The organism is Stutzerimonas frequens (genome assembly GCF_024448335.1).
In the GTDB taxonomy this organism is placed as follows: Bacteria; Pseudomonadota; Gammaproteobacteria; order Pseudomonadales; family Pseudomonadaceae; genus Stutzerimonas; species Stutzerimonas frequens.
This window is the reverse complement of sequence record NZ_JAMOHM010000016.1, coordinates 80,072-104,377: the sequence shown is the minus strand read 5'-3', so window position 1 is coordinate 104,377 and position 24,306 is coordinate 80,072. Positions and strand designations below refer to the sequence as shown.

The window sequence follows — 24,306 nt, the reverse complement described above, 5'->3', positions numbered from 1 at the left end:
TACGCAACGATTGCACTCGGCCTCCTGAAAGGGGCGAATGGTGTCGCCTGGCGTCCAGTGCGCAAGAAACAAAGCAAAGCGAATGGTCGTGCCGACTGTTCTGCGTGGGCACGCCGTAGGGATTTTTCGCGTCCTCAACGGAGAATGCGAGGGCTAAACCCACGCGTAGGAACTTGGAGCTTTGAAGCCATCAGCGACCACCTAAACGCCGAACATCTGTTCTGTTTGTACGGTCCACCAGGCGACTCCAAACGCCCCTTCAGGAGGGTGAACGAAGCCGTCGTGGAGAGGGGCGAGCCGCAGGGATGCGGCGAGAGCCGTATAGGGCCATGGATGGCCCTTGTACGGCGACCCTCGGAGCGGCGGCGTAGTGAACGAACCCGGAGCGAAGCGCAGGGCCGGATGCAGGGGCAAAGCGTTTTTGGTTACTTTTTCGGCGTCTGGAAAAAGTGACTCGCCCAGCAGGGCGAAACCAGCCTTTCAAGCAGCTCGCCAAGCGCCATGAAGCAAAAGCCTGCCAGCCCGCCGTCACAAGATCCGCCGTCACAAGACAACAAGGCAGCCCTTCCCCGCCCAAAAAAAAGACGCACATCCCTTTCGGTGATGTGCGCCAAAGCGTCCCGCTCGCACGCTGTTACTTGGTTTGCATGATCAGATCCCGACGCATCAGCGTCTTGATCTTCACCAGATGGTCGTCTTCCTGAGTCTTGGCATGACCGAAGCTGTCGGCGATGTTCGGATGACCGGCCGCCTGCGCCAGTTCGATCAGCAGTTCCCAGGCGGCGTTGTCAGCCAGCTCGGCCGTCAGCAGTGCGTTCATGCACTGCGCGACGTTGGTCCGCGGATCGGTCAGCACCTGCATGATGCCCATCGCCATGACCCCGGCGACATCTGCGCTCGGCGTCTGCGCGGTGGGGTCGGCGCCGAGTTTTTCCATCGCCGTATGCACCAGCATCATGTGCTCGAACTCTTCGTCGCGGATGTGCTGCAGCACGCCCACCAGGTCGTTGCCCGAGTCGAGGTTGCGCGCCTTGGCGATCATCGCCTCGTACAGGCGCACGCCGTTGCGTTCGAAGGCCAGGCGCTCGCCGAGCTTGTCGATGAACACCTCGGGGCTCTTGCCCTTCATCATGTCGAAGCTGGTCTTGAGCATGCCCTTGGCCGAGCCAGGCACCGGCACGGAGCCGATGCGGCCGGCCTCGGCGGCCCGTTCGGTGCGCTCGACGAGCATGCCACGCTCATCGCCCGGCACGTCCGGGTGGATGTCGTTGACGGCGTCGAGCAGGCGCTTGGTGTCCTTCGGGGACATCTGCACGCCGGTGTAATTGGTACCTACTTTCGCTGCAGTAGCCATGTTCGTCTCCTCAGGAAGCCTTGCGCATCAGTTCGCCACCCGGCGCCCACTGGTAACCCGCCGAGACGATGTCCGAGGCGAGCCCTTCCGAGGCGAGGTGGTCGCGGTAATCGAGCGAGGACTGCGGCTCCTTGCCCTTGTCCACGTAGGCGGGGCCGGCGGTACGCAGGTTGACCTCGGCGGCCAGCACCTGGCGCACGAAATCGCGCTGGCTCTTGAACTCGACCATCTTCGGCAGCGGGCCGGCGAGCACCTCGGCCGGGTCGCGGCCTTCGAGCTTCTTGAACCACTCGCAGGCGACGTTGAGGTGGCCCAGCTCGTAGTCGAGGAAACGCTCCCACATCGCCTTGATGCGCGGGTTGCTCTCCTGCTCGGCGCAGCTGGCGTACATGTAGACCTCCATCGCCTCGTGCACCAGCCACTTCTCCATATGGCTTTCGCTGGGGTCGGAGAGCGCGCCGTACTGGGTCACGTGCTGCTCTTCCACCGAGGCGATTTCGGCATACAGCTGGCGCGCCAGCGGGTCGGCGAACAGCGGGCCGATGTTCATGTAGTAGTCGTGGGTCTGGTATTCCGCGCCGGTGATAAGCGCCGCGTGGATCTTGGTAATGAGCGCGGCGGAGTTCTTCTCGTAGTTGTCGCGGATGTCGTTTTCCGGATGACGATGGTGCTCCGATGTTTTCCGCCCGGGCACGATGTCGGTATAGCCCTGCAGGATGTTGTTGGCATCCTTGCCCTCAAGGCGATCGAGCATCGCCGAGTAGCGGTACAGGTGATCGAAGTCTTCCAGCAGGCCGAAGCGATAGGTCTGCGCCTGGTAGGGGTCGGGCTCATTCTGCGCCACGGCCGCGGTCACCTCGATGGCCACCTGTTCGTAGGCGACGGTGGTTTCCAGCGGCGAGTGGTCGGCGCCGATCAGCCAGTTGACCATGGTCGCCTGGTGTTGCTCGACGCGGCGGATCTCGGCCAGCGGCAGGCGCAGCTCCTTGTTGAAGCGCGCAATACCATGCTTGAGGCGCAGGGCGTCGGTCTCGACGCCGTTCATGAGGATGATGCGCACACGGGTAAACGCATCGTCATCGAGTTTGCTGATCGGCTTGCCGGCCATTTCCTTCCAGGTGAACTTCTGCTTCTCCAGTGGCGTGCCTTTGTTATCGAGAATTCCGGAAATGGTCTCCATGGAGCCTCCGTTGTTATGCGTGGGTATCAGGCATGAGGGATTGCCGCCGTATGAAATCGGCGACCTAGTAAAGAGGACCGGAGGGTTCGAAAAACGATTCGCGCCATTCAGCGGACAGGCGTATCGCAGCCGATGAACGGCAGATAGGGGGTTTTCGACGCAAAACCCATGACGGCACGTAACGCCCACAGCAACAGGCCGCGCCGTTTCGCTTGATCAGTCGGCCAGTTCCGAAAGTCTGGCTTCCCGTTCGTCGGCCGGCAGTTCCGTGAGCGCCGCAACCGCCTGGTGAAAACGCGCCCAGTCTCGCTCGCACAGCTCGAACAGCGCGGCAAACGCCGGCACCCAGCGGTCGTATAGGCCGAACGGCAAGAGCGTGGCGTTGTTCAGCGGCTGGGCGAACCAGCGATCGAAGCGCCTATCGCCGTTCCACTGGCTGTCGCGCAGATGTCGATAGCGCTGACGCAGCGTCGCGAACTCGGCCTGCTTCAGCGCGCGCAACTCGGTTAACGGGCGACCCGAGGCATAGAGCCGGTCCAGCCGTTGGCGCGTCTCGAGTAGCAGCTCAACCAGTTGTCGATAGCGCACCCGCGCCTGTTCATCCCGCTGCGGCAGCCCGCGGCTGGCACGCCACTGGTGCAGGCCCTCGCGCTCGACAAAGGTGGCGTAGGACTCGTTGAAGGCGGTGTCGCCGGGAAGATAGAGCTGCTGATGGGCCAGCTCGTGGAAGATCAGCGCCGCCAGCTGCTCGTCGTTGCGTCGCAGCATCGAGCTGAGCAGCGGATCGGCAAACCAGCCCAGCGTGGAATAGGCTTCGACACCCGCCACATGGGTATCCAGCCCCCTCAGCTGCAGCCGCGCTGCCTCGCCGCGGGCGGCACCCTGGCGGAAATAGCCGCGATAGGCCACGCAGCCGGCGATGGGAAAGCAGTGCTCCAGCGGCTTGACCGAAAACTCCTCGGTGGCGAACAGATTCCACACCACATAAGGTCGGCCGAGTTCCGCGTAGAGCCGATAGCTGTCGTTGTCCGGCAGCGCCAGCGCCTGACTGGCGAAGCGGCGCGCCTGCAACACCTCGCCCAGCCGATGGCGCAATGCCGCATCGCGCGATTCATCGGCGATCAGCGCCTCGATGGGTTCGCGCTGGCGCAGCAGCTCCAGCTGGCCGGCGGCGAGCTGGCCGTAATAACTGCAACCATTCAGACAGACGGCAAGCAGCAGGGGAACCCAGCGCAGGCTGAGGCTGTCGATGGAGGCGGCGTTGGGCTTGGGCATCGGGTTACCGCTCGGTGGTCGGTCTGGCGCCGGCGTGCGTAGCGCACCCTACAAAGGCCGTGCTGCCGATTGCAACCTGCGGCAGCCATGACGTCCTCAATCGAACCCTTGCCGGCCTACGATCACCGGCTGGAGCCTTGTACATGCGCGGTTTCCTTCTCGTCACGCTGCTCGCCAGCCTGGCCGGCTGCTCCATGTGGATGCCCAAGCCCGATCCCGAGCAGGCCTGGATCGAGCTCAACCCGAACGGCGAAACCCAGCTGCAGGCGGTGGCCGTGGACGGCAAGACGCTGGAGGACGACCGCTATTTCCAGGTCCAGCCGGGCAGTCGCACGCTGGAAATGCGCTATCGCTTCGAGGTCGATGGCACCAATGTCGGCCCCGACAGCGGTGCCCTGCCCCGTGACTGCAAGCTGACCCTGGCCTACGACCGCTTCACTGCAGGCGCGCGCTATCGCCTGGTGGCCGGCGGCTATGGCTTCCGGCCCTGGGCCAAGCTCTACGACCAGCACCAGTACGTGCTGGCCCGCGCCGAGGAAAAGGGCTGCGGCGACCTCGCCGGCCGCTGAGTCCGCGTTGAAATGCGCCGTCATCTGGCGCACCCTCGCAGCATCGGTGAGGCGCAGCGCGTCTCACCCCGCCATTCGCCGAGGATCCAGCCATGCGTCGCGCACTCCCCCTCGTCCTGCCCGCCCTTCTCGCCCTGGCCGGCTGCGCCGGGCCATTGCCGCAACCCGACCCGAACATGGCCTGGGTCGACATGACCGCGCAGCCCAGCGATATCTTCATGTCCGACCAGCTGGACGGCAAACGCACCCCCGACGGCCGTTATTTCCAGGTCCCGCCGGGAGCCCATGAACTCGAAGCACGCTACGAATTCGAAGTGACAGGGGGCGACTTCGGCCTGTTCGGCGAAACCCACACCATTCGCTGCACCCTGGTGATCCGCTACGACGACTTCCAACCCGGCCAGCGCTACCTGTTCCAGGCCCGCTCGCTGGGTTTCACCCCGCAAGGCTGGTTGCGCGACGAACAGCGCAACGTGCTGGTCGAGGCCGAGGCCGAGCATTGCCACTGAGCCCGCTCGCACCCGACCGCCTTACGTCATGAGGTAAACGATGTCCCGCATTGCAAACACCCGCTTTTCCGCGCTCGACCTGGCGCCGATCCGCGACGACGGCACGCCGGCTCAGGCGCTGCACAACGCCCTGGCCCTGGCGCGTCACGTCGAGGGGCTCGACTTCCAGCGCTTCTGGGTGGCCGAACACCACAACATGGACGGCATCGCCAGCGCCGCCACCGCCGTGCTGATCGGCTACCTGGCCGCCAACACCACGCGCATCCGCCTCGGTGCCGGCGGGGTGATGCTGCCGAATCACGCGCCGCTGGTGATCGCCGAGCAGTTCGGCACGCTGGAAGCGCTCTACCCGGGCCGCATCGACCTCGGGCTCGGTCGCGCCCCCGGCGCCGATCAGTTCACCGCCCATGCATTGCGCCGCGACCGCATGGGCAGCGCCGACGACTTCCCGCAGGACGTCGAGGAGCTGGAGCTGCTGCTCGGTCCGCGCCAGCCCAATCAGCGCGTCATCGCCATGCCGGGAGTGAACAGCAACATACCGATCTGGCTGCTCGGCTCCAGCCTGTTCAGTGCCCAGCTGGCCGCGGCCAAGGGACTGCCCTACGCCTTCGCCTCGCACTTCGCGCCGCGCTACATGCATCAGGCGATCAAGCTCTATCGCGACAACTTCAAGCCCTCGGCGGTGCTCGACAAACCCTACGTGATGCTCGGCGTGCCGCTGATCGCCGCCGACAGCGACGAGCAGGCCGAGTATCTGGTGACCAGCGTCTACCAGCGCATTCTCTCGCTGATCCGCGGCCAGAGCCTGGTGCTGCGCCCGCCGGTGCAGAGCATGCAGGGCCTGTGGCTGCCGCATGAGCAGCAGGCCGTGGGCGACTTCCTCGGCCTGGCGCTGATCGGCGGCCCGGAGAAGGTTCGCGCGCGTCTCGACGTGCTGCTGGAGCAGACCCAGGCCGACGAGCTGATCTTTACCTGCGACCTCTACGAAACCGCCGACCGCCATCGCGCCTTCGAGATCGTCGCCGAGCTGCGTCAGTAGATAGCCGGCCGCTGCCCTGACCGGCGGCGGCCTCACGCGGCACTGCCGGCGAACCCTGCCGCCGGCCACCGTTCCAATGGCATACACCCCTGGGCGCAGCACCGCGCCCCGCCATCGGAACACGCACGAATTTTCTCGAATGGATGGCCGTACTCGGCGTCCTGCTGCTGATCCTCGCCCTCGCTTCGGCCTTCCTGCGCTGGCTGCCAATCACCACGTCCCTGATCTACCTCGGTTTCGGCGTGCTCATCGGCCAGCTCGGCATCGGCCTGTGGGAGATGGAATTCCTGCATATCGCCGGCTGGATGGAACACCTCACCGAGGTCGCCGTGCTGGTCTCGCTGTTCGTCAGTGGCCTCAAGCTGCGTATGCCGCTCAGGCACCCGGCATGGAAGAGCGCCTATGTACTGGCCGGGCCGGTGATGCTCGCCTGCATCGGCGGCGTCACACTGCTCTGCCACTACCTGTTCGGCCAGAGCTGGGGTGTCGCGGTACTGATCGGGGCGATCCTGGCGCCCACCGATTCGGTACTGGCGAGCCTGGTGCAGGTCAACGATGCCCGTGACAGCGACCGCCTGCGCTACGGCCTGTCCGGCGAGGCGGGCTTCAACGACGGCACCGCGTTTCCCTTCGTGGTGTTCGGCCTGATGCTCATCGCCCAGGGCCAGCTTGAGGCCGACTGGGTCAGCGAGTGGGCGCTGCACCGGCTGCTGTGGGCGGTACCGGCGGGACTGCTAATCGGCTTTCTGCTCGGCAAACTGGTCGGCCGCGTAGCCATCTATCTGCGCGCACGCCACACCGATACGGCGATGTCGCCCAACGACTCGCTGGCCCTGGCGCTGATCGCGCTGGCCTACGTCGGCGCCGAACTGGTTGGTGCCTGGGGCTTTCTCGCGGTGTTCGCCGCCGGTCTCGGCCTGCGTCACGCGGAAATCGCTGCCGCCGGGCGCTCCGAGACGCCATCCGAGGAGCTGATCAACGACGCCGTCCCGCACCTCGCCGAAGGCGGCCTGGCCCCTCGCGCGTTGTCGCTGGATGACCGACAGCTGGGACAACCACGGGTCGCCGCCGGCGTGCTGATGGGTGACGTACTGGCATTCGGCGGACAGCTGGAACGCAGCCTGGAAGTGTTGCTGGTGACCATGCTCGGGGTGCTGGTCTCGGTGCACTGGGACTGGCGTGCGGTTCCGCTCGGCCTGGCGCTGTTCCTGCTGATTCGGCCGTTGAGCGTGATGTTGCTGATGCCGCGGCGCTACCTCGACCATGCCCAGTGCCTGACCGCCGGCTGGTTTGGCATCCGTGGCATCGGCCGCCTGTACTACCTGAGCTACGCAGTGACCCACGGCCTGCTGCCGGACGAAGCGCAGACCATCATCGGCCTGGTGCTATCGGTGGTGGCGCTGAGCATCGTGCTGCACGGACTCAGCACCCAGCCGCTGCTGCGTCGCGACGAACGCAGCCGCGCAGTCGCCGACTGAACGGCGGCCGCGCGCGTGGCGATCAGCTGTTCTCGAGGCGGAAGCCGACCTTCATGGTGACCTGAAAATGCCCGACCTTGCCGTTCTCGACATGGCCGCGGATTTCACCGACCTCGAACCACTCGACGTTCTGCAGAGACTTGGACGCCTCAGCGATACCGTTCTGGATCGCCTCATCGACGCTGTTGCGCGAGGAGCCGACGATTTCAACCTTCTTGTACGTGTGATGATCCGACATGATGTCCCCTTCTGGTCTGAAGAGCCTCCGCTCGGGAATGACGCGTCCTGCCTGATTGAGGCCCGCAGAGCGCCCCGGAAGTTCAGCGGAGCGGGCAGAAGATGCCGCCAGATCGGGTTGGATCCAAAAAGGGTGGCCACGCTTCTGCATGGGCACCTGGCAGGGTGCCGAAGTCTTTGCGACGCGGATCAGCATTGGTGCTGCTGAACACTCTTAGCAGAACGCACGCCAACTCCGCCCCACCAAGGGAGACGAATATCCAAACGAAGCGCCGCTGATGCTACAGCTAGGAGGCCGTCAATAAACAAATGAACAAATGAAACAATTTGCGGGTGAGCCGCAAAGCTCTGGCTACTCCGCCGAGCAGTCAACCGACCGAGAGCGCCAGCTCCGCCAAGCCTGTTCCCATCCACTAGCATGGGTGACAGAAGGCAATATCTCACTTTCAAAGCAACTCGTCGGTCCCAACGATTCGCGGTAATAGCGCAGTAGCTCAGGTGGCACTATGCGATCATCGCGACCCGCGAAGTGGCGTTGAGGCAGATTGCGGAGACGTTCACGGTAGTCGAGGGGCTCGAGCGAGCCGTTCAGCGGCGAGAGCCGCTGCTGGCGCACCCATTCACGCGGCGCCAGATTGCCAGCCAGGGTTTGGACCTGCCCGATGTCATCGCGGCGAGCCGCCAGCAGCAGGGCCAGTGCAGCACCTCCGGAATAACCGATCAACTCGAACTGATCATTGCCATAACGCGCCTTTATGCGCGACAGCGCTTGATCGAGACTATCCACAACTTCGTCTGAGAAACGCCGCTTTGTCCATACCTTCTGCGTGCAGCCCGAGGCGCTGACAAACTGGCAGGGCCGGGCAAGGTACAGGCTGGTGGTCGGATCATCAAAGGCCAGACGCGCTACCAGCAGATTACGCGGACTTGGATCGACACTTGGCTGTCTAGGCGTAGCCCAGGCGCGACCATCGCCTTCTAGGTAGATTCTTAATCGAGAACCGCTCGGAGCTACTGCAGGGGTTCCGAGCAGCAGGGGAAAGGGTTGGGTGGGCAACACTTCCAATTGTTGCCCATGCCTTCCCGCCAAGTCCTGCAGAGACTGGCGGGGAGACTGACATCCGACCAACATGACGCCGCATAGTAGCGCCATGCCGAGCCGGCGAACCGCGGCGCACAAATACAGGCCGAGGTCCCTACGCCTCATCAGAAGTCGTAACGCAGCTTGGCCTGGACGGTGTCGGCATCGAAGCCGGTCTTGCCGACGTAGTCGTAGCTGACTCCAAGGGTCACCGCGCCGAGGCGATAGTCCGCGCCCACACCCGCTTCGTAGCTGTTACGCACCGGCTTTGCACCGGTGGTGACGAACGGGGTGCTACCCAACACGAAAGTAGAGGTGCTGGACGCGCGGTCGCCAGCAAAGTCGTGGTAAGCCATCAGTTTGGCCTGCGGCTCCAAAGTACCTCGGCCGACGCCGAAGCTGCTGGCCAAACGGAAACCGGCGCCGAGCTCAGCAACCTCGTAGCGCTGGGCTTCCGTCTTGAGCGCTGCAGACGAACCTTTCTCGCTATAGCCGTCGATCTTCACGTTGCTGTAGCGGGCAGCCAGACGTGGCTCGATCAGCAGACCGTTGTCCAGCTGGAAGCTATAGCCACCCATCAGGTTGAGCCCCAGCAGATCGCTGTCGTAATCAGCCTTCGCAGTGGTGCTAGCGATATGGCGCTTGCTGCTGTTATCGCTGACGCCGTAGGTCAGGCTTGCGTCTACGAAATAGTTGCTCAGCTCGTAACCACCGTACAGGGTGAAGGCATGGCCATCCACTTCGGTATTGTTGCCGCCATCACTGTTCACATCAGTGTTGAGAAAGCTGTAGGCGAGGCCAAGGGTCAGCTGATCGTTGAGCTTGCCGTCTGCACCCAAAGCAATGCCGCGGCTGTGGGCGTTATAGCCGGCCACGCCGTCGCGCAGATCCTGATTGGCGTCGCTGTAAAGGCTTTGCAACCACACGCCGGTCTCTTGGAAACCATCACCCGAAGACATACCCCGAGCACCGCTGGTACGGCCGGCGGCGACGCCGCTGACCAGGCTTTGGCCGGACAGCGCTGCCTGGGTGGCGCCACCGTTGATTTCCGGGGCCAGTTGCTCGCTTAGCCGCTTTAGAGCTTCCGGATCTGCAGAGGCAGCCAGGAACACTTGAGCAACCGGATCACTGCCGGAAACGGCCAGCGTTTGGAATACTTCACTATAGAACTTGGAACCGGCGGCCTGTCCGTTGCCACTAGCGCCACTCTGCCGGATGACCTCGGCTACCTGATCCGTACCCTTGGCGGTGACCTTGCTTACGATCCGGTTACCTTCAACGGCATAAGTATCTACGTTCAGGAGCGAGGAGCTGCTGACTACTTTGAGTCCTTCGTTTTCAACGCTCCCAGCCTCGACCAACGTATAGGTGACACCATCGGCACGGAAATCGCTGCCCTTAGCTGCAAGCTTGATCTGCGCGCCGTCACTGAATTCAGCAGTCTTGGTAATGCTCAGTACGGCCTGGTCAGCATTGGTCTCCTTACTCAAATTAAGGGTCAAGGAGGAATTACCTGCCACGTATAGGTTACCGTCGATGACGGTATGCGGCAGGCCTAGCTCCAGATTGCCAGGAAGGTTATCGCTGCTACTGCCGACATTCACCCAGCCATCGCTCTTCATGACGATGTTGGCGCCGTCTACAGTAATGTCGGTACCGGTGAACAGGGCATTCTGGCGAATTTCGATGTTGCTCAGACCGATCAGGTTACCAGTGATGGTGCTGACTTCGTTATGGTCGTCGATGTCATCGTCGTTGGGGTCAACAATACCCCAATACAGATCTACGTCGCCGGTAGCCAGGGAGGCGTCAATCGCTTCGTCCTTGGAGACGATGTGACCAAGGTTTTCGATTCCGAGACGCTTCACGCCGGTATAGTCACCGGTAAAATCGATACTGTCGTCAATCTCGAACGAGCCAATCAGAACTGCCGCATCGTCAGCCTGAATCAGCCCACTATTGCGGATGTGGCGGTCGTTGGGGTGATCTAGAACCCCGTTGTAGCCATCGAATGTGGTTTCGTTGATGACAATCCCGTGTGAGTCCTCGCCGGTGGCAACAATTTTGCCTTCGCTGTCGATAGCGAATAGGTACCCACCCTCGACGAAGATGGCCCGGGCGTTCTCGCCAGTGGCTTCAATGGTGCCATTGTTAAGTAGTACACCGCCGAAGCGATCAAGGTCTGTCAAGCGTACGCCAACTGAATCCGTGCCTGTAGCGCTAATTGTGGCGCCTTCCTCGTTTCGGATTTCGTATCCGTCAATACGAATATTGCGACCTTCGACGCCCAAAGCCGTGGAATTGAGGCCACTCGCAACGATCAGGCCTTCGTTGATTAGCTGTCCACCTACCTCGGTGTTATCACCTACCGACAACGCGGAGGCGTGCTCACCTTCAGCAATAATCTTGCCGGTCGCGCCGTTTTTCAGATCACCTTCAATGTTGGAGAGCATTACATGCAGGGCACGGCTATTGTCGTAATCCCCATCCTCGAAGTAGCGCCCGCCTTGGACGCTCAACGTACCCTCGTTGACTAGGCTCCCACCAATGTTCGCGGGATCGACGATCAGCGCGACGGAACCGTCGCCAATCGCGCGGACATTGCCTCGCTGGATCACGTTACCGCCAATGTTCAGCTCTGAGCCGAACGGACCGTCCACCAACAAATCAATACCGCTTGCTTCAAGCGATTCCACATTGATGTTGGCGTTTAACAACAGGTCGTTTGTGACGTTGATGCGATCCAGCACTACAGCCTCACCCGCACCCTCAAAGGTGCCCGTGATGTCTAGCGAGTCGTAGGTAGTCTCGTTAATACGAAGGCCACTGTTGGTAAGCGCCAACGTCTGTGCATAAACGGGCATAACGGTGCTAGTCACCGCGAGGGCGAGAAGGCTTTTGCGGAAAGACGGAAGCATGATCAATTCCCTCTGAAAACATGACGAAAATTTCAATTTCAACTCAGCCCTGAGCTAGATGGCAAAGGGCCATATTTGGGCGGGCGACATCCTAAAGCCATCGGGCACTTTTTGCGAGGAGGATTAATTCGCCGGACTGCCGACGTGCCTACTACAGCGCGTTGTGCCATCAGGCATCGACGCGGGAGAAACTAGGCCAGACTGCGCAACCCCTACCTTAAGCGCCGATAGCGGTAATGCTGCGGCTTGAACACCTGATTGAAATGCCGACCCAGCGAGTCGGCTTCGAGCAAGGCCTGCACCGCCTCGGGCGGGACCGCTTCGTAGCGATAGAGCGCACCGCTGCTGAATTCCACCTCCAGCACCTGCTGCTCGGGGTCATAGCCGAGCGCACGCAGGCTGCTGGAATTCACCACGACACGCTTCATGGCACCACATCGGGTTGCTGGGTGAAGCCCTCAGCCTGCATGCGCCACAGGCTGTCGAACTCACCGCCCTGGCGGCGCAGTTCCTGCGGCGCGCCGTCTTCGACGATGCGGCCGTTACGCAGCACGATGATCCGGTCGAAGCTCGCCAGGGTCGACAGCCGATGCGCCACTGCGACCACGGTGCGGTTATGCACCAGGTTGTTCAGCGCCGCCTGGATCTCCGCTTCGGAGTGAGTGTCGAGCGCCGAGGTGGCCTCGTCGAGAATCAGGATCGGCGCATCCTTGAGGAACGCCCGGGCGATGCCCAACCGCTGGCGCTGGCCGCCGGAAAGCATCACGCCGCGCTCGCCGACCAGGGTGTCATAGCCCTGCGGCAGCTCGCGGATGAAGGCGTCGCAGAAGGCACTGCGCGCGGCCTGGATCACCTCTTCATCGCTGGCTTCCGGGCGGCCGTAGCGGATGTTCTCGCGGATGCTGCGGTTGAACAGCGCGGTTTCCTGCGGGACCACGGCGATCTTCTCGCGCAGACTGTCCTGGCTGACGCTGCGGATGTCCTGACCATCGATCAGGATGCGCCCGTCACGCACATCGTCGAGGCGCTGGATCAGGTTGATCAGGGTCGACTTGCCGGCCCCGGACGAGCCCACCACGCCAACCTTCTGCCCGGCCGGAATGTGCAGGTCGAGGTGGTCGAACACCGCGCCACGGTCGGGGTAGCTGAAGCAGACGCCGTCGAAGGTGATATCGCCCTCGGCCAGCAGCAGCTGGTTGTCCGGGTCTTCCAGGCCATGGGGCTGGACGATGATGCGCAGGGTGTCGTCGATCGCACCGAGCTGCTGAGTGGTGTCCACCAGCGCCAGGGCGAGGTCGCGCGAGCCGTGCAGGATGCGGAAGGTCAGCGCGCTGACCAGCACCACGTCGCCGGCGGTCACCGAGCCGTCGACCCACAGGCTGATCGCCCAGACGAGCATGCCGCCGGCCATCACCGACAGGCAGATGTCGTGCATCACCCGCGCCTTTTCCAGATACATCCAACTGCGCCGCTGGGCGCGGGCCTCGTAGCCGATCTCGTGGGCCAGGCGTTCGGCCTCGCGATCGCGGGCGGAGAACGCCTTGATCGTCCAGACGTTGGACACCGCATCCACCAGCTCGCCGCCGACCCGCGCCGACTGCGCGGCGAAACGCTGGTGTTTGGCCCGCCCGCGAATGCCGAAGCCGGTGATCAGCGCGGCGACGATGGCGACGAAGACGATCAGCGCCAGCGCCATCTGCCAGCCAACGGTGAACAGCACCACCACGGCGCCGAGGAAGTCGACGATCGGCGGCACGATCTTCCACGCCAGGCCGCCATAGATCGAACCGGCCGCGGCGCCCAGGGCGGAGATGCGATTGCCCAGCGAGCCGGCGAAGTGCTCGGTGAAATAGCGCATCGGATGGCCGGTCAGGTGCTTGAACAGGTCGACGCGGATATCCACCACGCTGGCCACCACGGTGCGGCAACCGAGCCAGCCGCCGAGGCGCCAGAACAGGTTCTCGGTGACGATCAGGCCGATGAACAGCCCCAGCGGCCACCAGACATTGGCCGAGGCGCGATCACTGCTGCCCTGGGCCATGGCATCGACCAGCAGCTTCATGCCGTACTGCACCGCCACCGCGCAGCTGGCCGCGCCGATGATCAGTGCCAGCAGGCCGCCGAAATGCCAGGGCCGGGCGCAGATGTAGTGCCAGAGGAAGGCCACCGGCCGGCTGGGCAGGGGCAGCTCGGCGGCCTTTGCCGGGGGCGCGGCGGCCGCCTGGTTCATGGCAGGGCTTCGGCGACGCGCGGTGTGGGACTCGACTGGCTGAAACGCGCCTGTTGCAGACGCAGCTCGTCGGCCAGCCCCGCGTGCACGCAGCGCTTGCCGTGCTCGTCGGGAAAACCGAGCAGGCCGACCGGACAATGCCGCTCGTCCGCCCAGCCGGGGTAGTCCAGCACCGGATACAGACAGATGCCTTCCACCGGCACCCCTGTCTGCATCGCCAGCCCGGCCTGCTCGCTGACGTAACGCAGCCAGTCGCCGCGCAGGTCGCCCTCGGCGCCGGTCTCGGCAATCAGCAGTGGGCGTTGGTAGCGCTGGTGGATCTCGCGCAGGATGCCCTTGAAGGGCCGGTAATCCGGGTTGTCGCGCTCGATGGTGCGGCCATCGCCGTGGTACCACTGGTTGTCCGAGTAGTAGTTGACGCCAATGATGTCGAGAAACTCCGGCGCACCGCCGAGCCCCGGCCATTGCTCGCCGCAGAGCATGTCCCAGGCCTCGAACTGCGACTGGCGGAAACGCTCGGCATCGCGCTGCGGGCCGGGCCGGTCGTTGCCGGCGACCACATGGATGGCCGGGTCGACCTGGACGAAACGCGCCCGCGGTTCGACCGCGCGGATCGCCTGCATCGCGGCGATGGTGGCGCGCACCAGCTGGTGCTTGAGCTCGAAGCCGCGGCCGCGGGCCATGGGGTTGAAGTAGGCCTCGTCGCCACCGGCCCAGGCCCAGAAGGAAATCTCGTTGAGCGGTGCGTAGAACGGCACCTCGTCGGTCTCGTCCCTGATCAGCTGCGCCACCGCCGCGGCATAGCGGGCGAAGCGCTCGACGAACTGTGGCCGCCAGATGTCGATGTCGTCCGGCCAGCCGTAATGACAGAGGTCCCAGATCACCTGGGTGCCCTGGCGCCGCGCCGCCTCAAGCATGGGCAGAAAGCTCGACCAGTCGTACTGTCCCGGCGTGCGCTCGATCAGGTGCCAGCGCAGGCCGTCGCGCACGCTGTGCAGGCCATGCCGGTGCAGCTCGGCGTAGTCGTGCGCGGCCCAGCGGTCGTGGCCGGTCGCGGCGATCAGGTCGAGACGGCGCCCGTCGCTGCGCCGGTGGTTGGAACACTCGAAACCGCCAAGGAAAAAGCTCTTGAACAGACTGGGGTGGTGCATCGCTGACCTCATGGATGACTCGATGGCCGTCAGGGCGGCCGAGGACTCGCCGTCCGGCGAGCCTCAGGCATAACGACCGCTGCGCTTCAGCCGAGTTGCTCGGGCACCGCTTGCGGCTGGCTCGCCAGCTCGGCTTCCTCGATGCGCTTGTACAGTGCCAGCGCCTGCCCGACCACCTGGTCCATGTTGTAGTACTTGTAAGTGCCGAGACGGCCGACGAAGGTCACGTTCGGCGTCTCGTCCGCCAGCTGCTGGTAGCGCTTGTACAGCTCGGCGTTCTCCGGCCGCGGGATCGGGTAGTAGGGATCGCCCTCGGCCGAGGGGTATTCGTAGGTGATGCTGGTCTTCGGATGGACCTGCCCGGTGAGGTGCTTGTACTCGCTGATGCGTGTGTAGGGCACGTCCTCGCTGGGGTAGTTGACCGTGCCCACGGCCTGGAACTGTTCCTGGTCGAGCTGCTTGTGCTCGAACTTCAGCGAGCGGTACGGCAGCTTGCCGAAACGGTAGTCGAAGTATTCGTCGATCGGTCCACAGAAGATCAGGTGATCGTGCTGCACCTCGTCGCGGATCTCGCGGTAGTCGGTGTTGAGCATCACCTTGATGTTCGGGTGCGCCAGCATCTTCTCGAACATCTTCGTGTAGCCATGCCTGGGCATCTGCTGGAAGGTGTCGGTGAAGTAGCGGTCGTCGGTGTTGGTGCGCGTGGGGATGCGCGAGGTCACCGACTTGTCCAGCTGCGACGGGTCCAGCCCCCACTGCTTGCGGGTGTAGCCGCGGAAGAACTTCTGGTACAGCTCGCGGCCGATGCCGTTGATCACCACATCCTCGCTGGTCTGGATGTTTTCCACCGGTTCGGCGCGGCTGGCGAGAAAGTCGGCCGCTTCCTGTTCGGTGGTCATATTCAGACCGTAGAGCCGGTTCAGCGTGGTCATGTTGATCGGGATCGGCACTTCCTGGCCGTCCACCTGCGCCAGCACGCGATGCTCGTAGGGGCGCCACTCGGTGAACTGCGAGAGGTAATCGACGATGCGCTGGGCGTTGGTGTGGAATATGTGCGGGCCGTAGCGGTGGATCAGCACGCCGGACTCGTCGTGGTAGTCGTAGGCGTTACCGGCGATATGCGGACGTCGGTCGACCACCAGCACGCGCTTGTTCAAGCCCGCCGCCAGCCGTTCGGCGAGCACGCTGCCGGCGAAACCGGCACCGACGATCAGGTAATCGAAGCCACGTCTGCGCGCCTGTGGCTGGTCGCCCGCGCCACCGCCGAGACGTTCCGGGTTGCTGTCCTGCAGGCTCATATCACGCATTGCATCTTCTCCTTCATCAGGCTCCAGGTGTGATCCCAGGACATGTCGCCGAGGATCTCGTCGGCCTTGGCCAGGAGAGCGTCACGGTCTTCGGCATCGGCCAGGGCGGCTTCGCTGGCAGCGACGAACGCCTCGGCGCTGTCGGCGATGCGCACGATGCCGGTGTCACCATAGGTGCGCAGCACATCGGTGATCGGCGTGGACACCACCGGACAGCCACCGGCGAGGTATTCGGGGGTCTTGGTCGGGCTGATGAAGCGAGTCGATTCGTTCAGCGCGAACGGCATGATCGCCACGTCCCAGCCAGACAGGTATTGCGGCAGCTCGTCGTAGGTCTTGCCGCCCAGGTAGTGGATGTTGTCGCGCTGCGGCAACTCGGCGGGGTCGATCTTGACCACCGGGCCGACCAGCACGATCTGCCACTCCGGCTTCATCCGTGCGACCTGCTCGATCAGCTCGAGGTCCAGGCGCTCGTCGATCACGCCGTAGAAGCCCAGACGCGGATGGGGGATTTCCGCCTGATCCTCCGGGTCATGCTGCGGCCGGCGCGCGGCGGCGAAGTGTTCGACATCCACGCTGCTGGGGAACGGGTGGGCATTGTCGTGGCGCTGGCGCTTGGCCTCGTAGAGGCTGTAGCCGCCGGTGAAGACCAGGTTGGCGCGGCACATCAGCTCCACTTCGCGCTCGATCAGCTGCGGCGGCGCGCCGCGAAACGCCGAGAGTTCGTCCATGCAGTCATAGACGATCAGGCTCGGCGCCAGATGCTCGGAGAAGGCCAGGCTCATCGGCGTGTAGTACCAGAGCATCAGCTCGCCGACGCCAAGCTTCTCCAGGTAATCGTCCAGCAGCTTGCGTTGCGCGCGGTTCGCCGCATCGCCTTCGCAGCCGGCCGGCAGGCGCGGAATCAGCACCTGCACGCCATTTTCCTCGGGACGCACTTCCAGCCAGGGCTCGGCATCCTCGGTGGGAATCGGTTCTTCATGAAAGAGCACGTTGTAGTCGCGGGCGAAGCGCGACATCAGGTGCTGCGGGCGCTGGTAGACGAAGCTCCAGCGCAGATGCGACAGACACAGCAGGGTCGGGATCTGATCGTCGAAGACCACTTCGGCCGGCGCCTGCTGCGCGTTGCGGGATTTACCGATGTCGTACTGGAACGGGCCGGCCCAGCTCATCTGGAGCACCTCTTTTCGGTGGCGGCGCCCAGGCCTCCACTGCCCGATCACCCGTCACTGCAAAGCCAGCGCTGCCCTGCGTAAGGCGATTCATCTCGCGATGTCGCCGGCCGAGCAGGGTCCTGCAGGCCGCGTCATCCGCCGGCAATGGACGGCTTTCCTCGCCCCGGGTTCCCGCCAGTCATCCGATGTGCAGGCCGTCGGCCGGCTGGCGGGTGAATTGAACTCGCCCGCACCTTGCTCCGTCCGTATCAGCAGGACGCCCGAACAGATCCGGCACCGGAACCGGCGCGCAGCCCGTCGTTGCCCCTCCCGTTCCGTTTCGCCGAACCCAATCATGGAGACTCATGCAGCGCCGCCTACGGCCCCGCTGCAGCGTCCCGAGCGTGTCCAAAAGACAGCGAACCGCGGAGGTATACAGATGATTCTGGTGACAGGAGGGGCCGGCTACATCGGCTCGCACGCAGCACTCGAACTGCTGCAGGCGGGGCATGAGGTACTGGTGCTGGACAACCTGTGCAACAGCTCGCAGCTGGCCTTGGACCGTGTCGAGCAACTGGCCGGCCGCCCACTGCAGTTCGTCAAGGGCGATGTGCGCAACCGCGCGCTGCTCAAGGCGCTGTTCGCTGCCTACCCGATCACTGCGGTGATGCACTTTGCCGGCCTCAAGGCCGTTGGCGAAAGCGTGCGCGAGCCGCTTTCCTACTACGAGACCAATGTCGGCGGCAGCATCGCGCTGTGCCAGGCGATGGCCGAAGCGGGCATTTTCAAGCTGGTGTTCAGCTCATCGGCGACTGTCTACGGCGAGTCGCCGTTGATGCCGATCACCGAGGACCGCCCCACCGGCGTGCAGACCAATCCCTATGGCCAGTCCAAGCTGATGGCCGAGAACGTGCTCAAGGGCCTGGCCGATTCCGACCCGCGCTGGTCCATCGGGCTGCTGCGCTACTTCAACCCGATCGGCGCCCACGAGTCCGGGCTGATCGGCGAAGATCCCAACGGCGTGCCGAACAACCTGCTGCCGTACATGCTGCAGGTGGCGGTGGGCCGGCGTAAGCAGCTCAGCGTCTACGGCGACGACTACCCGACGCCGGACGGCACCGGCATCCGCGACTACATCCATGTGGTCGACCTGGCCCGAGGTCATCTCAAGGCGCTGGAGCGCCTGCAACTGGTCCACGGTGTTTCCACGTGGAACCTCGGCACCGGCAAGGGCCATTCGGTGCGCGAGATGATCACCGCCTTCGAGGCAGTCACCGGCCGCCCGCTGCCGCACGTGATCAAGCCGCGCCGCCGCGGCGACATCGCCCAGTGCTGGTCGGACCCGAGCAAGGCCGAACTGGAACTCGGCTGGCGCGCCGAGAAGGACCTCACCAGCATGCTCGCCGACGCCTGGCGCTGGCAGAGCCGCAACCCGCGCGGCTACGCCGAGGAAAAGGTCGCCGCCGCAGAGGCCGCCTCGCAGACCGCTCTGGCCAGCTGAGGCCGGGCCGCGCGGCGAACCGCAGCGCGCGACAGGCACGACGAGGCAATCGCCCGGCGCGGCTAGTGCTCGGCCAGGTAGGCCTCGGTGGACTGCACCTTGGCGTAAGCGAAGGCCAGCGACGCCATGATCGCCGCATGGACCTGCGCCGCCGGCACCTGGGTGCCATCGAACTCCAGGTCACGCGACGCGCAGGCGTCATGGATCACCGTGGCGCTGAACCCCAGGTCGACGCTGGCGCGGGTGATGGCGTCGATGCACAGATGGCTCATGTTGCCGACGATGGTCAGCTGCTCGATGCTGCGCCCTCTCAGCAGCGCCTCCAGTTCGGTGTCACGAAACGAGTTGACCTGATGCTTGAGGATCACCGCCTCGCCTTCGCGCACGGCGACCTTGGGATGGATCCGCGCGCCTTCCGAGCCCGTCGTGAAGAACGGAGCATCCGCCGAGGCGAACTCGTGCCGCACATGCACCACCAGATCGCCCGCGGCACGCGCAGCCTCGAGCACACGCGCCGCGTTGTCCGCTGCCGCTTCGATCCCATGCAACGTCCACTTGCCGCCCGGGAAATAATCGTTTTGGATGTCGACCAGAACCAACGCTCGCTTGCCCATCGCTCTCTCCTGTCAGCGAGCCCGTTGCCCGCAGCGAGACTTTAGATCCCCCGGCCACGGCCGTGGATGGGCGAGACCGACAATAACGCGGGAAAAACTGACATGCCTGGCGCACCCGAGACGCTGGAAATCGGCCTGCTGCTATACCCGGGCGCCCAGCTGGCGGCCGTTTACGGGCTGACCGACCTGTTCAGCGTGGCCAACCGCATGGCGGCCGAGCGCCAGGCCGCAAAGCTGCCGACCCTGCGTGTCAGCCACTGGGCCAGGCAGGACGGCACGCCAGACATTCGGCGGGTCTTCGACAGCCAGCCGACTGGCGCGAGCTCGCCGCGTATGGTCATCCTGCCGCCGTGTCTGGACGCCCGCCCCGAGGCGCATGTGATCCAGCCGTTCGCCGCCTGGCTCGGGCAGTGCCACCAGGCTGGCGTCACCCTCGGCTCGGTCTGCGCCGGGGCCTTTCTGCTCGCCGAAACCGGGCTGCTCGACGGCCGCACCGTGACCACCCACTGGGGCCTGGCCCAGGCCTTGCGCGAGCGCTTTCCGAAGGTGCAGGTCGATGCGGACCGGATGATCGTCGATGACGGCGACATCATCACCGCCGGCGGCCTGATGGCCTGGACCGACCTCGGGCTGGCGCTGGTGGAGCGGCTGCTCGGGCCGACCATCGCCTCGGAAACCGCGCGTTTTCTGGTGATCGATCTGACCCGCCATTCGCAGCGCTACTTCAGCAGCTTCGCCCCGCGGCTGGACCATGGCGACGAGGCCGTGCTGCGGGTGCAGCACTGGCTGCAGACCCACAGCACCGGCGCAGTGCCGGTCGCTGCTATGGCCGCCCAGGCGGGGATGGGCGAGCGCACCTTTCTGCGTCGATTCCGCGCCGCCACCGGCCTCAAGCCGACCGAATACTGCCAGCAGCTGCGGGTCGGCAAGGCCCGGGAGCTGCTGGAGCTGACCAATCGGGGCATCGAACAGGTGGCCTGGGCGGTGGGTTATCAGGACCCCGGCGCATTTCGCAAGGTGTTCCAGAAACTGGTGGGGCTGTCGCCCGGCGATTACCGCCGACGCTTCGGCATCGGTGCGCCGCCGTTGTAGGGCCCGGCCGGCCAGATGCCAGCCCAGGAGTACGTCCGACGCAACTGGCGATCGATCCACTGGGGGCGGATGACGACGTCCCGCTGGAGCGGCGAGTCGCCGATGCGCCTAAGGTCGTGTCATTCGATCGGCTTGTCACCCAGTTCGGCACGCAGCCAGTCCGCCAGCCGCTCCGCGCGCCGATCCAGCCGCCGCGCCGGTACCCAGAGCGCCAGCCGGGCATCGGTCTCGACGAAGCCCCAGGGCGCCAGCAACCGGCCGGACTTCAGATCATCGGCGACCAGTTGCTGGGGCGCGATGGCCACGCCAAGCCCGGCCAGCGCCGCCTCCAGGAGGAAATACAGGTGCTCGAAGCTTTGCCCCAGGCGCAGCCGTGCAGGGTCCAGCCCCTGCTGGCGCGTCCAATTTGGCCAGGCCTGCGGGCGTGAAGCGGTATGCAGCAGCGTCTCCTCGAGCAGGGCCGCCGGCGCCGCGCCGCGCAACTCGGCGCAACGCGGATGGTAGGGGCTGAGCACCGGGCCGATGCGCTCGGCGGCGAGTTCGAACACCTGCATGTCCGCCGGCCATGGCGGTTCGGCGTACCACAGCGTCGCATCCAGCCCCGGCTTGCGTGGGTCCAGCTCGCCCTCGCTGGCCGACAGCTGCAGGCGCAGCTCGGGCAGGTCGCGATTGAGCCGGTCCAGCCGCGGAATGAACCAGCGCGCCAAAAGGCTGCCGGGACAACCGAGCACGAACGGCGCCTCGCTGGTCTGTCGCTGCAGCTCGATGCAGGTGCTGCGCAGGCGTTCGAAGGCCTCGCTGGCGGCGTCACGCAGACGCACGCCGGCATCGGTGAGTTTTACGCCGCGCCCTTCCTTGGCGAACAGGGCCAGACCGAGGGCTTCTTCGAGCTGCTTCAGCTGCCGGCTGATGGCCCCGTGGGTGACGTGCAGCTCGCGTGCGGCTTCGCTTACGCTACCCAGGCGGGCAGCCGCCTCGAAGGCACGCAGGGCATTGAGCGGTGGCAGATCGCGGGCCATATATGTGAGTTTTCCTGACAGGTTCGGGCGATCTTATCGCTTTTAACCCGGCGCCGGCAGCCGTAAGCTCACCCTCAATGATTGCCGTAGGGTGGAAACCGCGAAGCGATTTTCCACGCTGGCGTATCGATCGCGTGGACAAGGCTGCACCGTTGTCCACCCTACGCTCACCCCGACTGCGTGTCGGCACCCTCCAAGGAGCCTCGCATGACCTCATACCGCACCGGCCCGGACAACCGCGGGCTGTTCGGCCGCTTCGGCGGCCAGTTCGTCGCCGAAACCCTGATGCCACTGATCAACGAGCTGGCCGCCGAATACGAAAAAGCCAAGAGCGACCCGGCCTTTCTCGAGGAGCTGGCCTACTTCCAGCGCGACTACATCGGCCGTGCCAGCCCGCTGTACTACGCCGAGCGCCTGACCGAGCACTTCGGCGGCGCGAAGATCTACCTCAAGCGCGAAGACCTGAACCACACCGGCGCGCACAAGATCAACAACTGCATCGGCCAGATCCTGCTGGCCAAGCGCATGGGCAAGCAGCGCATCATCGCCGAGACCGGCGCCGGCATGCACGGCGTGGCCACCGCCACCGTGGCCGCGCGCTTCGGCATGCAGTGCGTGGTCTACATGGGCACCACCGACATCGAGCGCCAGCAGGCCAACGTCTTCCGCATGAAGCTCCTGGGCGCCGAAGTGATTCCGGTCACCGCCGGCACCGGCACGCTGAAGGACGCGATGAACGAGGCGCTGCGCGACTGGGTGACCAACGTCCACAACACCTTCTACCTGATCGGCACCGCCGCCGGTCCGCACCCCTACCCGGCCATGGTGCGCGACTTCCAATCGGTGATCGGCAACGAGGTTCGCGAACAGATCATGCAGAAGGAGGGCCGCCTGCCCGACTCGCTGGTCGCCTGCATCGGCGGCGGCTCGAATGCCATCGGCCTGTTCCACCCCTTCCTCGATGACGAGAGCGTACAGATCGTCGGCGTCGAAGCGGCCGGCCACGGCATCGACACCGGCAAGCACGCCGCCAGCATGGCCGGCGGGGCGCCGGGCGTGCTGCACGGCAACCGCACCTTCCTCCTGCAGGACGAAGACGGCCAGATCACCGACGCGCATTCGATTTCCGCCGGCCTCGACTACCCAGGCGTCGGCCCGGAGCACGCCTGGTTGCACGAGATCAAGCGCGTCGAATACGTGCCCTGCACCGATGACGAAGCCCTGGCCGCGTTCCATCTGTGCTGCCGCCTGGAAGGCATCATCCCCGCGCTGGAATCGGCCCACGCGCTGGCCGAAGCCTTCAAGCGCGCGGCCAAGCTGCCCAGGGAGCACCTGATGGTGGTCAACCTCTCCGGCCGCGGCGACAAGGACATGCAAACCGTCATGCACCACTACGACGAACAGGAAGAACACATATGAGCTCGGTGAATTCCCGCTTGCAGGCCCGCTTCGCACAGCTGAAGCAGGAAAACCGCGCCGCGCTGGTCACCTTCGTGACCGCCGGTGATCCGGACTACGCCACCTCCCTCGCCATCCTCAAGGGCCTGCCGGACGCCGGCGCCGACGTGATCGAGCTGGGCATGCCATTCACCGACCCGATGGCCGACGGCCCGGCGATCCAGCTGGCCAACATCCGCGCCCTGGCCGGCAAGCAGAACCTGCCGAAGACGCTGCAGATGGTCCGCGACTTCCGCGAGACCAACCAGAGCACCCCGCTGGTGCTGATGGGCTACTACAACCCGATCTTCGCCTATGGCGTCGAGCGTTTCGTCAGCGATGCGAAAGAGGCCGGTGTCGATGGCCTGATCGTCGTCGACCTGCCGCCGGAGCATAACGACGAGCTTTGCGACCCGGCCCAGGCCGCCGGCATCGACTTCATCCGCCTGACCACCCCGACCACCGACGACCAGCGCCTGCCCACAGTGCTCAACGGCAGCTCCGGCTTCGTCTACTACGTCTCGGTGGCCGGCGTGACCGGTGCCGGTTCGGCGACTCTGGAACACGTCGAGGAGGCCGTGGCACGCCTGAAGCGCCACACCGATCTGCCGGTGTGCGTCGGCTTCGGCATCCGCACCCCGGAGCAGGCCGCGGCTATCGCCCGTCTCACCGAGGGTGTGGTGGTCGGCTCGGCGCTGATCGACCAGATCGCCGGGGCCAAGAGCCCGGAGGCTGCGGTAGAAGGCGTGCTTGGCCTGTGCCGCGAGATCAGCGCTGGCGTGCACGGCGCCCGCGGCTGAGGCTTTAGTGCCGTGACCGAAAAGCCGCTGCCCCCGTGAGAGGGCAGCGGCTTTTTCATTCCTGTAGCGGGCTTTTCCGCAGATTCCGGCCTACCGGCATCACGCATGGACATGCCGGCCACCCCATCCAGCGCCGACAGGCGACACCCATGCGTGGCGCCCCTTGTGGGCTCAGCCTTTCTTTTTCTTCTTCTTCAGTGCCTTCAACCGCTGCGCCGCGCGCTCCACTGTCGCCTTCTTGTCCGGGCGCTTCATGCGTTTCCATTTGCGAATCTCGTCCTTGGTGCGACCACAGCTGGTACACACCTCGTCCGTGAGCTTGCAGACGGAAATGCACGGATTCTCGACGTCCTTGCCCACG

22 protein-coding genes are annotated in these 24,306 nt (G+C 64.7%); 8 read left to right on the top strand and 14 right to left on the bottom strand.

All coding sequences use genetic code 11. From position 1 onward, the window contains the following. Positions 1 to 634 precede the first annotated feature (634 nt). The 3 genes from NAO55_RS18575 to NAO55_RS18565 form a co-directional block, all read right to left on the bottom strand. Positions 635 to 1,354 carry a ferritin-like domain-containing protein gene (locus NAO55_RS18575; protein ID WP_102839044.1) on the bottom strand — a complete coding sequence of 240 codons (720 nt, stop codon included), beginning with the start codon at positions 1,352 to 1,354 and terminating at the stop codon, positions 635 to 637. Positions 1,355 to 1,364: 10 nt separating this feature from the next. Further along, positions 1,365 to 2,534, bottom strand: coding sequence for a hypothetical protein (locus NAO55_RS18570; RefSeq protein WP_102839045.1), 1,170 nt, complete (start codon positions 2,532 to 2,534; stop codon positions 1,365 to 1,367). A gap of 216 nt (positions 2,535 to 2,750) precedes the next feature. Next, positions 2,751 to 3,809, bottom strand: coding sequence for an aminopeptidase (locus NAO55_RS18565; protein WP_102839046.1), 1,059 nt, complete (start codon positions 3,807 to 3,809; stop codon positions 2,751 to 2,753). Between the two features lie 143 nt (positions 3,810 to 3,952). Here NAO55_RS18565 and NAO55_RS18560 point away from each other — a divergent pair, with 143 nt between their 5' ends. From NAO55_RS18560 to NAO55_RS18545, 4 genes are all read left to right on the top strand, one after another. Further along, entirely contained in the window at positions 3,953 to 4,378 is a 426-nt protein-coding gene (locus NAO55_RS18560) for a PA0061/PA0062 family lipoprotein (protein ID WP_102839047.1), read from the top strand. 92 nt (positions 4,379 to 4,470) lie between these two features. Next, positions 4,471 to 4,887 (top strand): PA0061/PA0062 family lipoprotein, encoded by a 417-nt coding sequence (locus NAO55_RS18555; RefSeq protein WP_011915133.1) that lies wholly within the window; start codon positions 4,471 to 4,473, stop codon positions 4,885 to 4,887. A 40-nt stretch (positions 4,888 to 4,927) separates the two neighbouring features. Further along, entirely contained in the window at positions 4,928 to 5,926 is a 999-nt protein-coding gene (locus tag NAO55_RS18550) for an LLM class flavin-dependent oxidoreductase (RefSeq protein WP_102839048.1), read from the top strand. 143 nt (positions 5,927 to 6,069) lie between these two features. Beyond that, entirely contained in the window at positions 6,070 to 7,404 is a 1,335-nt protein-coding gene (locus NAO55_RS18545; RefSeq protein ID WP_102839049.1) for a cation:proton antiporter, read from the top strand. A 22-nt stretch (positions 7,405 to 7,426) separates the two neighbouring features. Here NAO55_RS18545 and NAO55_RS18540 read toward each other — a convergent pair whose 3' ends face one another. From NAO55_RS18540 to NAO55_RS18505, 8 genes are all read right to left on the bottom strand, one after another. Then, complete coding sequence (locus NAO55_RS18540) at positions 7,427 to 7,642, bottom strand: dodecin (protein WP_003303828.1); 216 nt, start codon at positions 7,640 to 7,642, stop codon at positions 7,427 to 7,429. Between the two features lie 351 nt (positions 7,643 to 7,993). After that, the gene (locus NAO55_RS18535; protein WP_308410938.1) at positions 7,994 to 8,701 is read right to left on the bottom strand and encodes an alpha/beta hydrolase; all 708 of its coding nucleotides are present in this window, start codon (positions 8,699 to 8,701) and stop codon (positions 7,994 to 7,996) included. 146 nt (positions 8,702 to 8,847) lie between these two features. Next, positions 8,848 to 11,640 (bottom strand): autotransporter family protein, encoded by a 2,793-nt coding sequence (locus tag NAO55_RS18530; protein ID WP_102839050.1) that lies wholly within the window; start codon positions 11,638 to 11,640, stop codon positions 8,848 to 8,850. 212 nt (positions 11,641 to 11,852) lie between these two features. Beyond that, complete coding sequence (locus NAO55_RS18525; protein WP_102839051.1) at positions 11,853 to 12,068, bottom strand: KTSC domain-containing protein; 216 nt, start codon at positions 12,066 to 12,068, stop codon at positions 11,853 to 11,855. Then, positions 12,065 to 13,870: an ABC transporter ATP-binding protein gene (locus tag NAO55_RS18520; RefSeq protein WP_102839052.1), complete on the bottom strand. Its 1,806-nt coding sequence runs from the start codon at positions 13,868 to 13,870 to the stop codon at positions 12,065 to 12,067. The genes NAO55_RS18525 and NAO55_RS18520 overlap by 4 nt, the downstream gene beginning before the upstream one ends. Next, complete coding sequence (locus NAO55_RS18515; RefSeq protein ID WP_102839053.1) at positions 13,867 to 15,021, bottom strand: glycoside hydrolase family 1 protein; 1,155 nt, start codon at positions 15,019 to 15,021, stop codon at positions 13,867 to 13,869. The genes NAO55_RS18520 and NAO55_RS18515 overlap by 4 nt, the downstream gene beginning before the upstream one ends. 86 nt (positions 15,022 to 15,107) lie before the next feature. Further along, positions 15,108 to 16,328 (bottom strand): UDP-galactopyranose mutase, encoded by a 1,221-nt coding sequence (gene glf, locus NAO55_RS18510; RefSeq protein WP_197932487.1) that lies wholly within the window; start codon positions 16,326 to 16,328, stop codon positions 15,108 to 15,110. After that, entirely contained in the window at positions 16,316 to 17,500 is a 1,185-nt protein-coding gene (locus tag NAO55_RS18505; RefSeq protein WP_102839054.1) for a glycosyltransferase family 1 protein, read from the bottom strand. The genes glf and NAO55_RS18505 overlap by 13 nt, the downstream gene beginning before the upstream one ends. A gap of 421 nt (positions 17,501 to 17,921) precedes the next feature. Between NAO55_RS18505 and galE the strand changes: the two genes are divergently transcribed. Further along, entirely contained in the window at positions 17,922 to 18,983 is a 1,062-nt protein-coding gene (gene galE / locus NAO55_RS18500; RefSeq protein WP_102839055.1) for a UDP-glucose 4-epimerase GalE, read from the top strand. 62 nt (positions 18,984 to 19,045) lie between these two features. Here galE and NAO55_RS18495 read toward each other — a convergent pair whose 3' ends face one another. Next, positions 19,046 to 19,597: a cysteine hydrolase family protein gene (locus NAO55_RS18495; RefSeq protein ID WP_102839056.1), complete on the bottom strand. Its 552-nt coding sequence runs from the start codon at positions 19,595 to 19,597 to the stop codon at positions 19,046 to 19,048. A 102-nt stretch (positions 19,598 to 19,699) separates the two neighbouring features. Between NAO55_RS18495 and NAO55_RS18490 the strand changes: the two genes are divergently transcribed. Then, entirely contained in the window at positions 19,700 to 20,689 is a 990-nt protein-coding gene (locus NAO55_RS18490) for a GlxA family transcriptional regulator (protein WP_102839057.1), read from the top strand. Positions 20,690 to 20,808: 119 nt separating this feature from the next. Here the strand turns inward: NAO55_RS18490 and NAO55_RS18485 are convergent, their stop codons facing one another. Beyond that, positions 20,809 to 21,708: a LysR family transcriptional regulator gene (locus NAO55_RS18485; RefSeq protein ID WP_102839058.1), complete on the bottom strand. Its 900-nt coding sequence runs from the start codon at positions 21,706 to 21,708 to the stop codon at positions 20,809 to 20,811. Positions 21,709 to 21,915: 207 nt separating this feature from the next. On the opposite strand from NAO55_RS18485, the gene trpB reads away from it, so the two are divergent. Together trpB and trpA are read left to right on the top strand one after the other, a co-directional pair. Then, positions 21,916 to 23,127 carry a tryptophan synthase subunit beta gene (gene trpB, locus NAO55_RS18480; RefSeq protein ID WP_102839059.1) on the top strand — a complete coding sequence of 404 codons (1,212 nt, stop codon included), beginning with the start codon at positions 21,916 to 21,918 and terminating at the stop codon, positions 23,125 to 23,127. Further along, positions 23,124 to 23,945, top strand: coding sequence for a tryptophan synthase subunit alpha (gene trpA, locus NAO55_RS18475; RefSeq protein WP_102839060.1), 822 nt, complete (start codon positions 23,124 to 23,126; stop codon positions 23,943 to 23,945). The genes trpB and trpA overlap by 4 nt, the downstream gene beginning before the upstream one ends. A gap of 171 nt (positions 23,946 to 24,116) precedes the next feature. On the opposite strand, the gene NAO55_RS18470 is transcribed toward trpA, so the two are convergent. Next, entirely contained in the window at positions 24,117 to 24,305 is a 189-nt protein-coding gene (locus NAO55_RS18470) for a DUF1289 domain-containing protein (protein WP_043217728.1), read from the bottom strand. Position 24,306: the final 1 nt, after the last annotated feature.

What these genes read in the sequence shown, in the direction of transcription:
- NAO55_RS18530 (WP_102839050.1), bottom strand. Translation starts at nt 11,640, where the DNA reads ATGCTTCCGTCTTTCCGCAAAAGCCTTCTCGCCCTCGCGGTGACTAGC.
- NAO55_RS18495 (WP_102839056.1), bottom strand. Translation starts at nt 19,597, where the DNA reads ATGGGCAAGCGAGCGTTGGTTCTGGTCGACATCCAAAACGATTATTTC.
- NAO55_RS18570 (WP_102839045.1), bottom strand. Translation starts at nt 2,534, where the DNA reads ATGGAGACCATTTCCGGAATTCTCGATAACAAAGGCACGCCACTGGAG.
- NAO55_RS18555 (WP_011915133.1), top strand. Translation starts at nt 4,471, where the DNA reads ATGCGTCGCGCACTCCCCCTCGTCCTGCCCGCCCTTCTCGCCCTGGCC.
- NAO55_RS18565 (WP_102839046.1), bottom strand. Translation starts at nt 3,809, where the DNA reads ATGCCCAAGCCCAACGCCGCCTCCATCGACAGCCTCAGCCTGCGCTGG.
- NAO55_RS18485 (WP_102839058.1), bottom strand. Translation starts at nt 21,708, where the DNA reads ATGGCCCGCGATCTGCCACCGCTCAATGCCCTGCGTGCCTTCGAGGCG.
- NAO55_RS18550 (WP_102839048.1), top strand. Translation starts at nt 4,928, where the DNA reads ATGTCCCGCATTGCAAACACCCGCTTTTCCGCGCTCGACCTGGCGCCG.
- NAO55_RS18520 (WP_102839052.1), bottom strand. Translation starts at nt 13,870, where the DNA reads ATGAACCAGGCGGCCGCCGCGCCCCCGGCAAAGGCCGCCGAGCTGCCC.
- NAO55_RS18545 (WP_102839049.1), top strand. Translation starts at nt 6,070, where the DNA reads ATGGCCGTACTCGGCGTCCTGCTGCTGATCCTCGCCCTCGCTTCGGCC.
- glf (WP_197932487.1), bottom strand. Translation starts at nt 16,328, where the DNA reads ATGCGTGATATGAGCCTGCAGGACAGCAACCCGGAACGTCTCGGCGGT.
- NAO55_RS18505 (WP_102839054.1), bottom strand. Translation starts at nt 17,500, where the DNA reads ATGAGCTGGGCCGGCCCGTTCCAGTACGACATCGGTAAATCCCGCAAC.
- galE (WP_102839055.1), top strand. Translation starts at nt 17,922, where the DNA reads ATGATTCTGGTGACAGGAGGGGCCGGCTACATCGGCTCGCACGCAGCA.
- NAO55_RS18540 (WP_003303828.1), bottom strand. Translation starts at nt 7,642, where the DNA reads ATGTCGGATCATCACACGTACAAGAAGGTTGAAATCGTCGGCTCCTCG.
- trpA (WP_102839060.1), top strand. Translation starts at nt 23,124, where the DNA reads ATGAGCTCGGTGAATTCCCGCTTGCAGGCCCGCTTCGCACAGCTGAAG.
- trpB (WP_102839059.1), top strand. Translation starts at nt 21,916, where the DNA reads ATGACCTCATACCGCACCGGCCCGGACAACCGCGGGCTGTTCGGCCGC.
- NAO55_RS18560 (WP_102839047.1), top strand. Translation starts at nt 3,953, where the DNA reads ATGCGCGGTTTCCTTCTCGTCACGCTGCTCGCCAGCCTGGCCGGCTGC.
- NAO55_RS18525 (WP_102839051.1), bottom strand. Translation starts at nt 12,068, where the DNA reads ATGAAGCGTGTCGTGGTGAATTCCAGCAGCCTGCGTGCGCTCGGCTAT.
- NAO55_RS18575 (WP_102839044.1), bottom strand. Translation starts at nt 1,354, where the DNA reads ATGGCTACTGCAGCGAAAGTAGGTACCAATTACACCGGCGTGCAGATG.
- NAO55_RS18490 (WP_102839057.1), top strand. Translation starts at nt 19,700, where the DNA reads ATGCCTGGCGCACCCGAGACGCTGGAAATCGGCCTGCTGCTATACCCG.
- NAO55_RS18515 (WP_102839053.1), bottom strand. Translation starts at nt 15,021, where the DNA reads ATGCACCACCCCAGTCTGTTCAAGAGCTTTTTCCTTGGCGGTTTCGAG.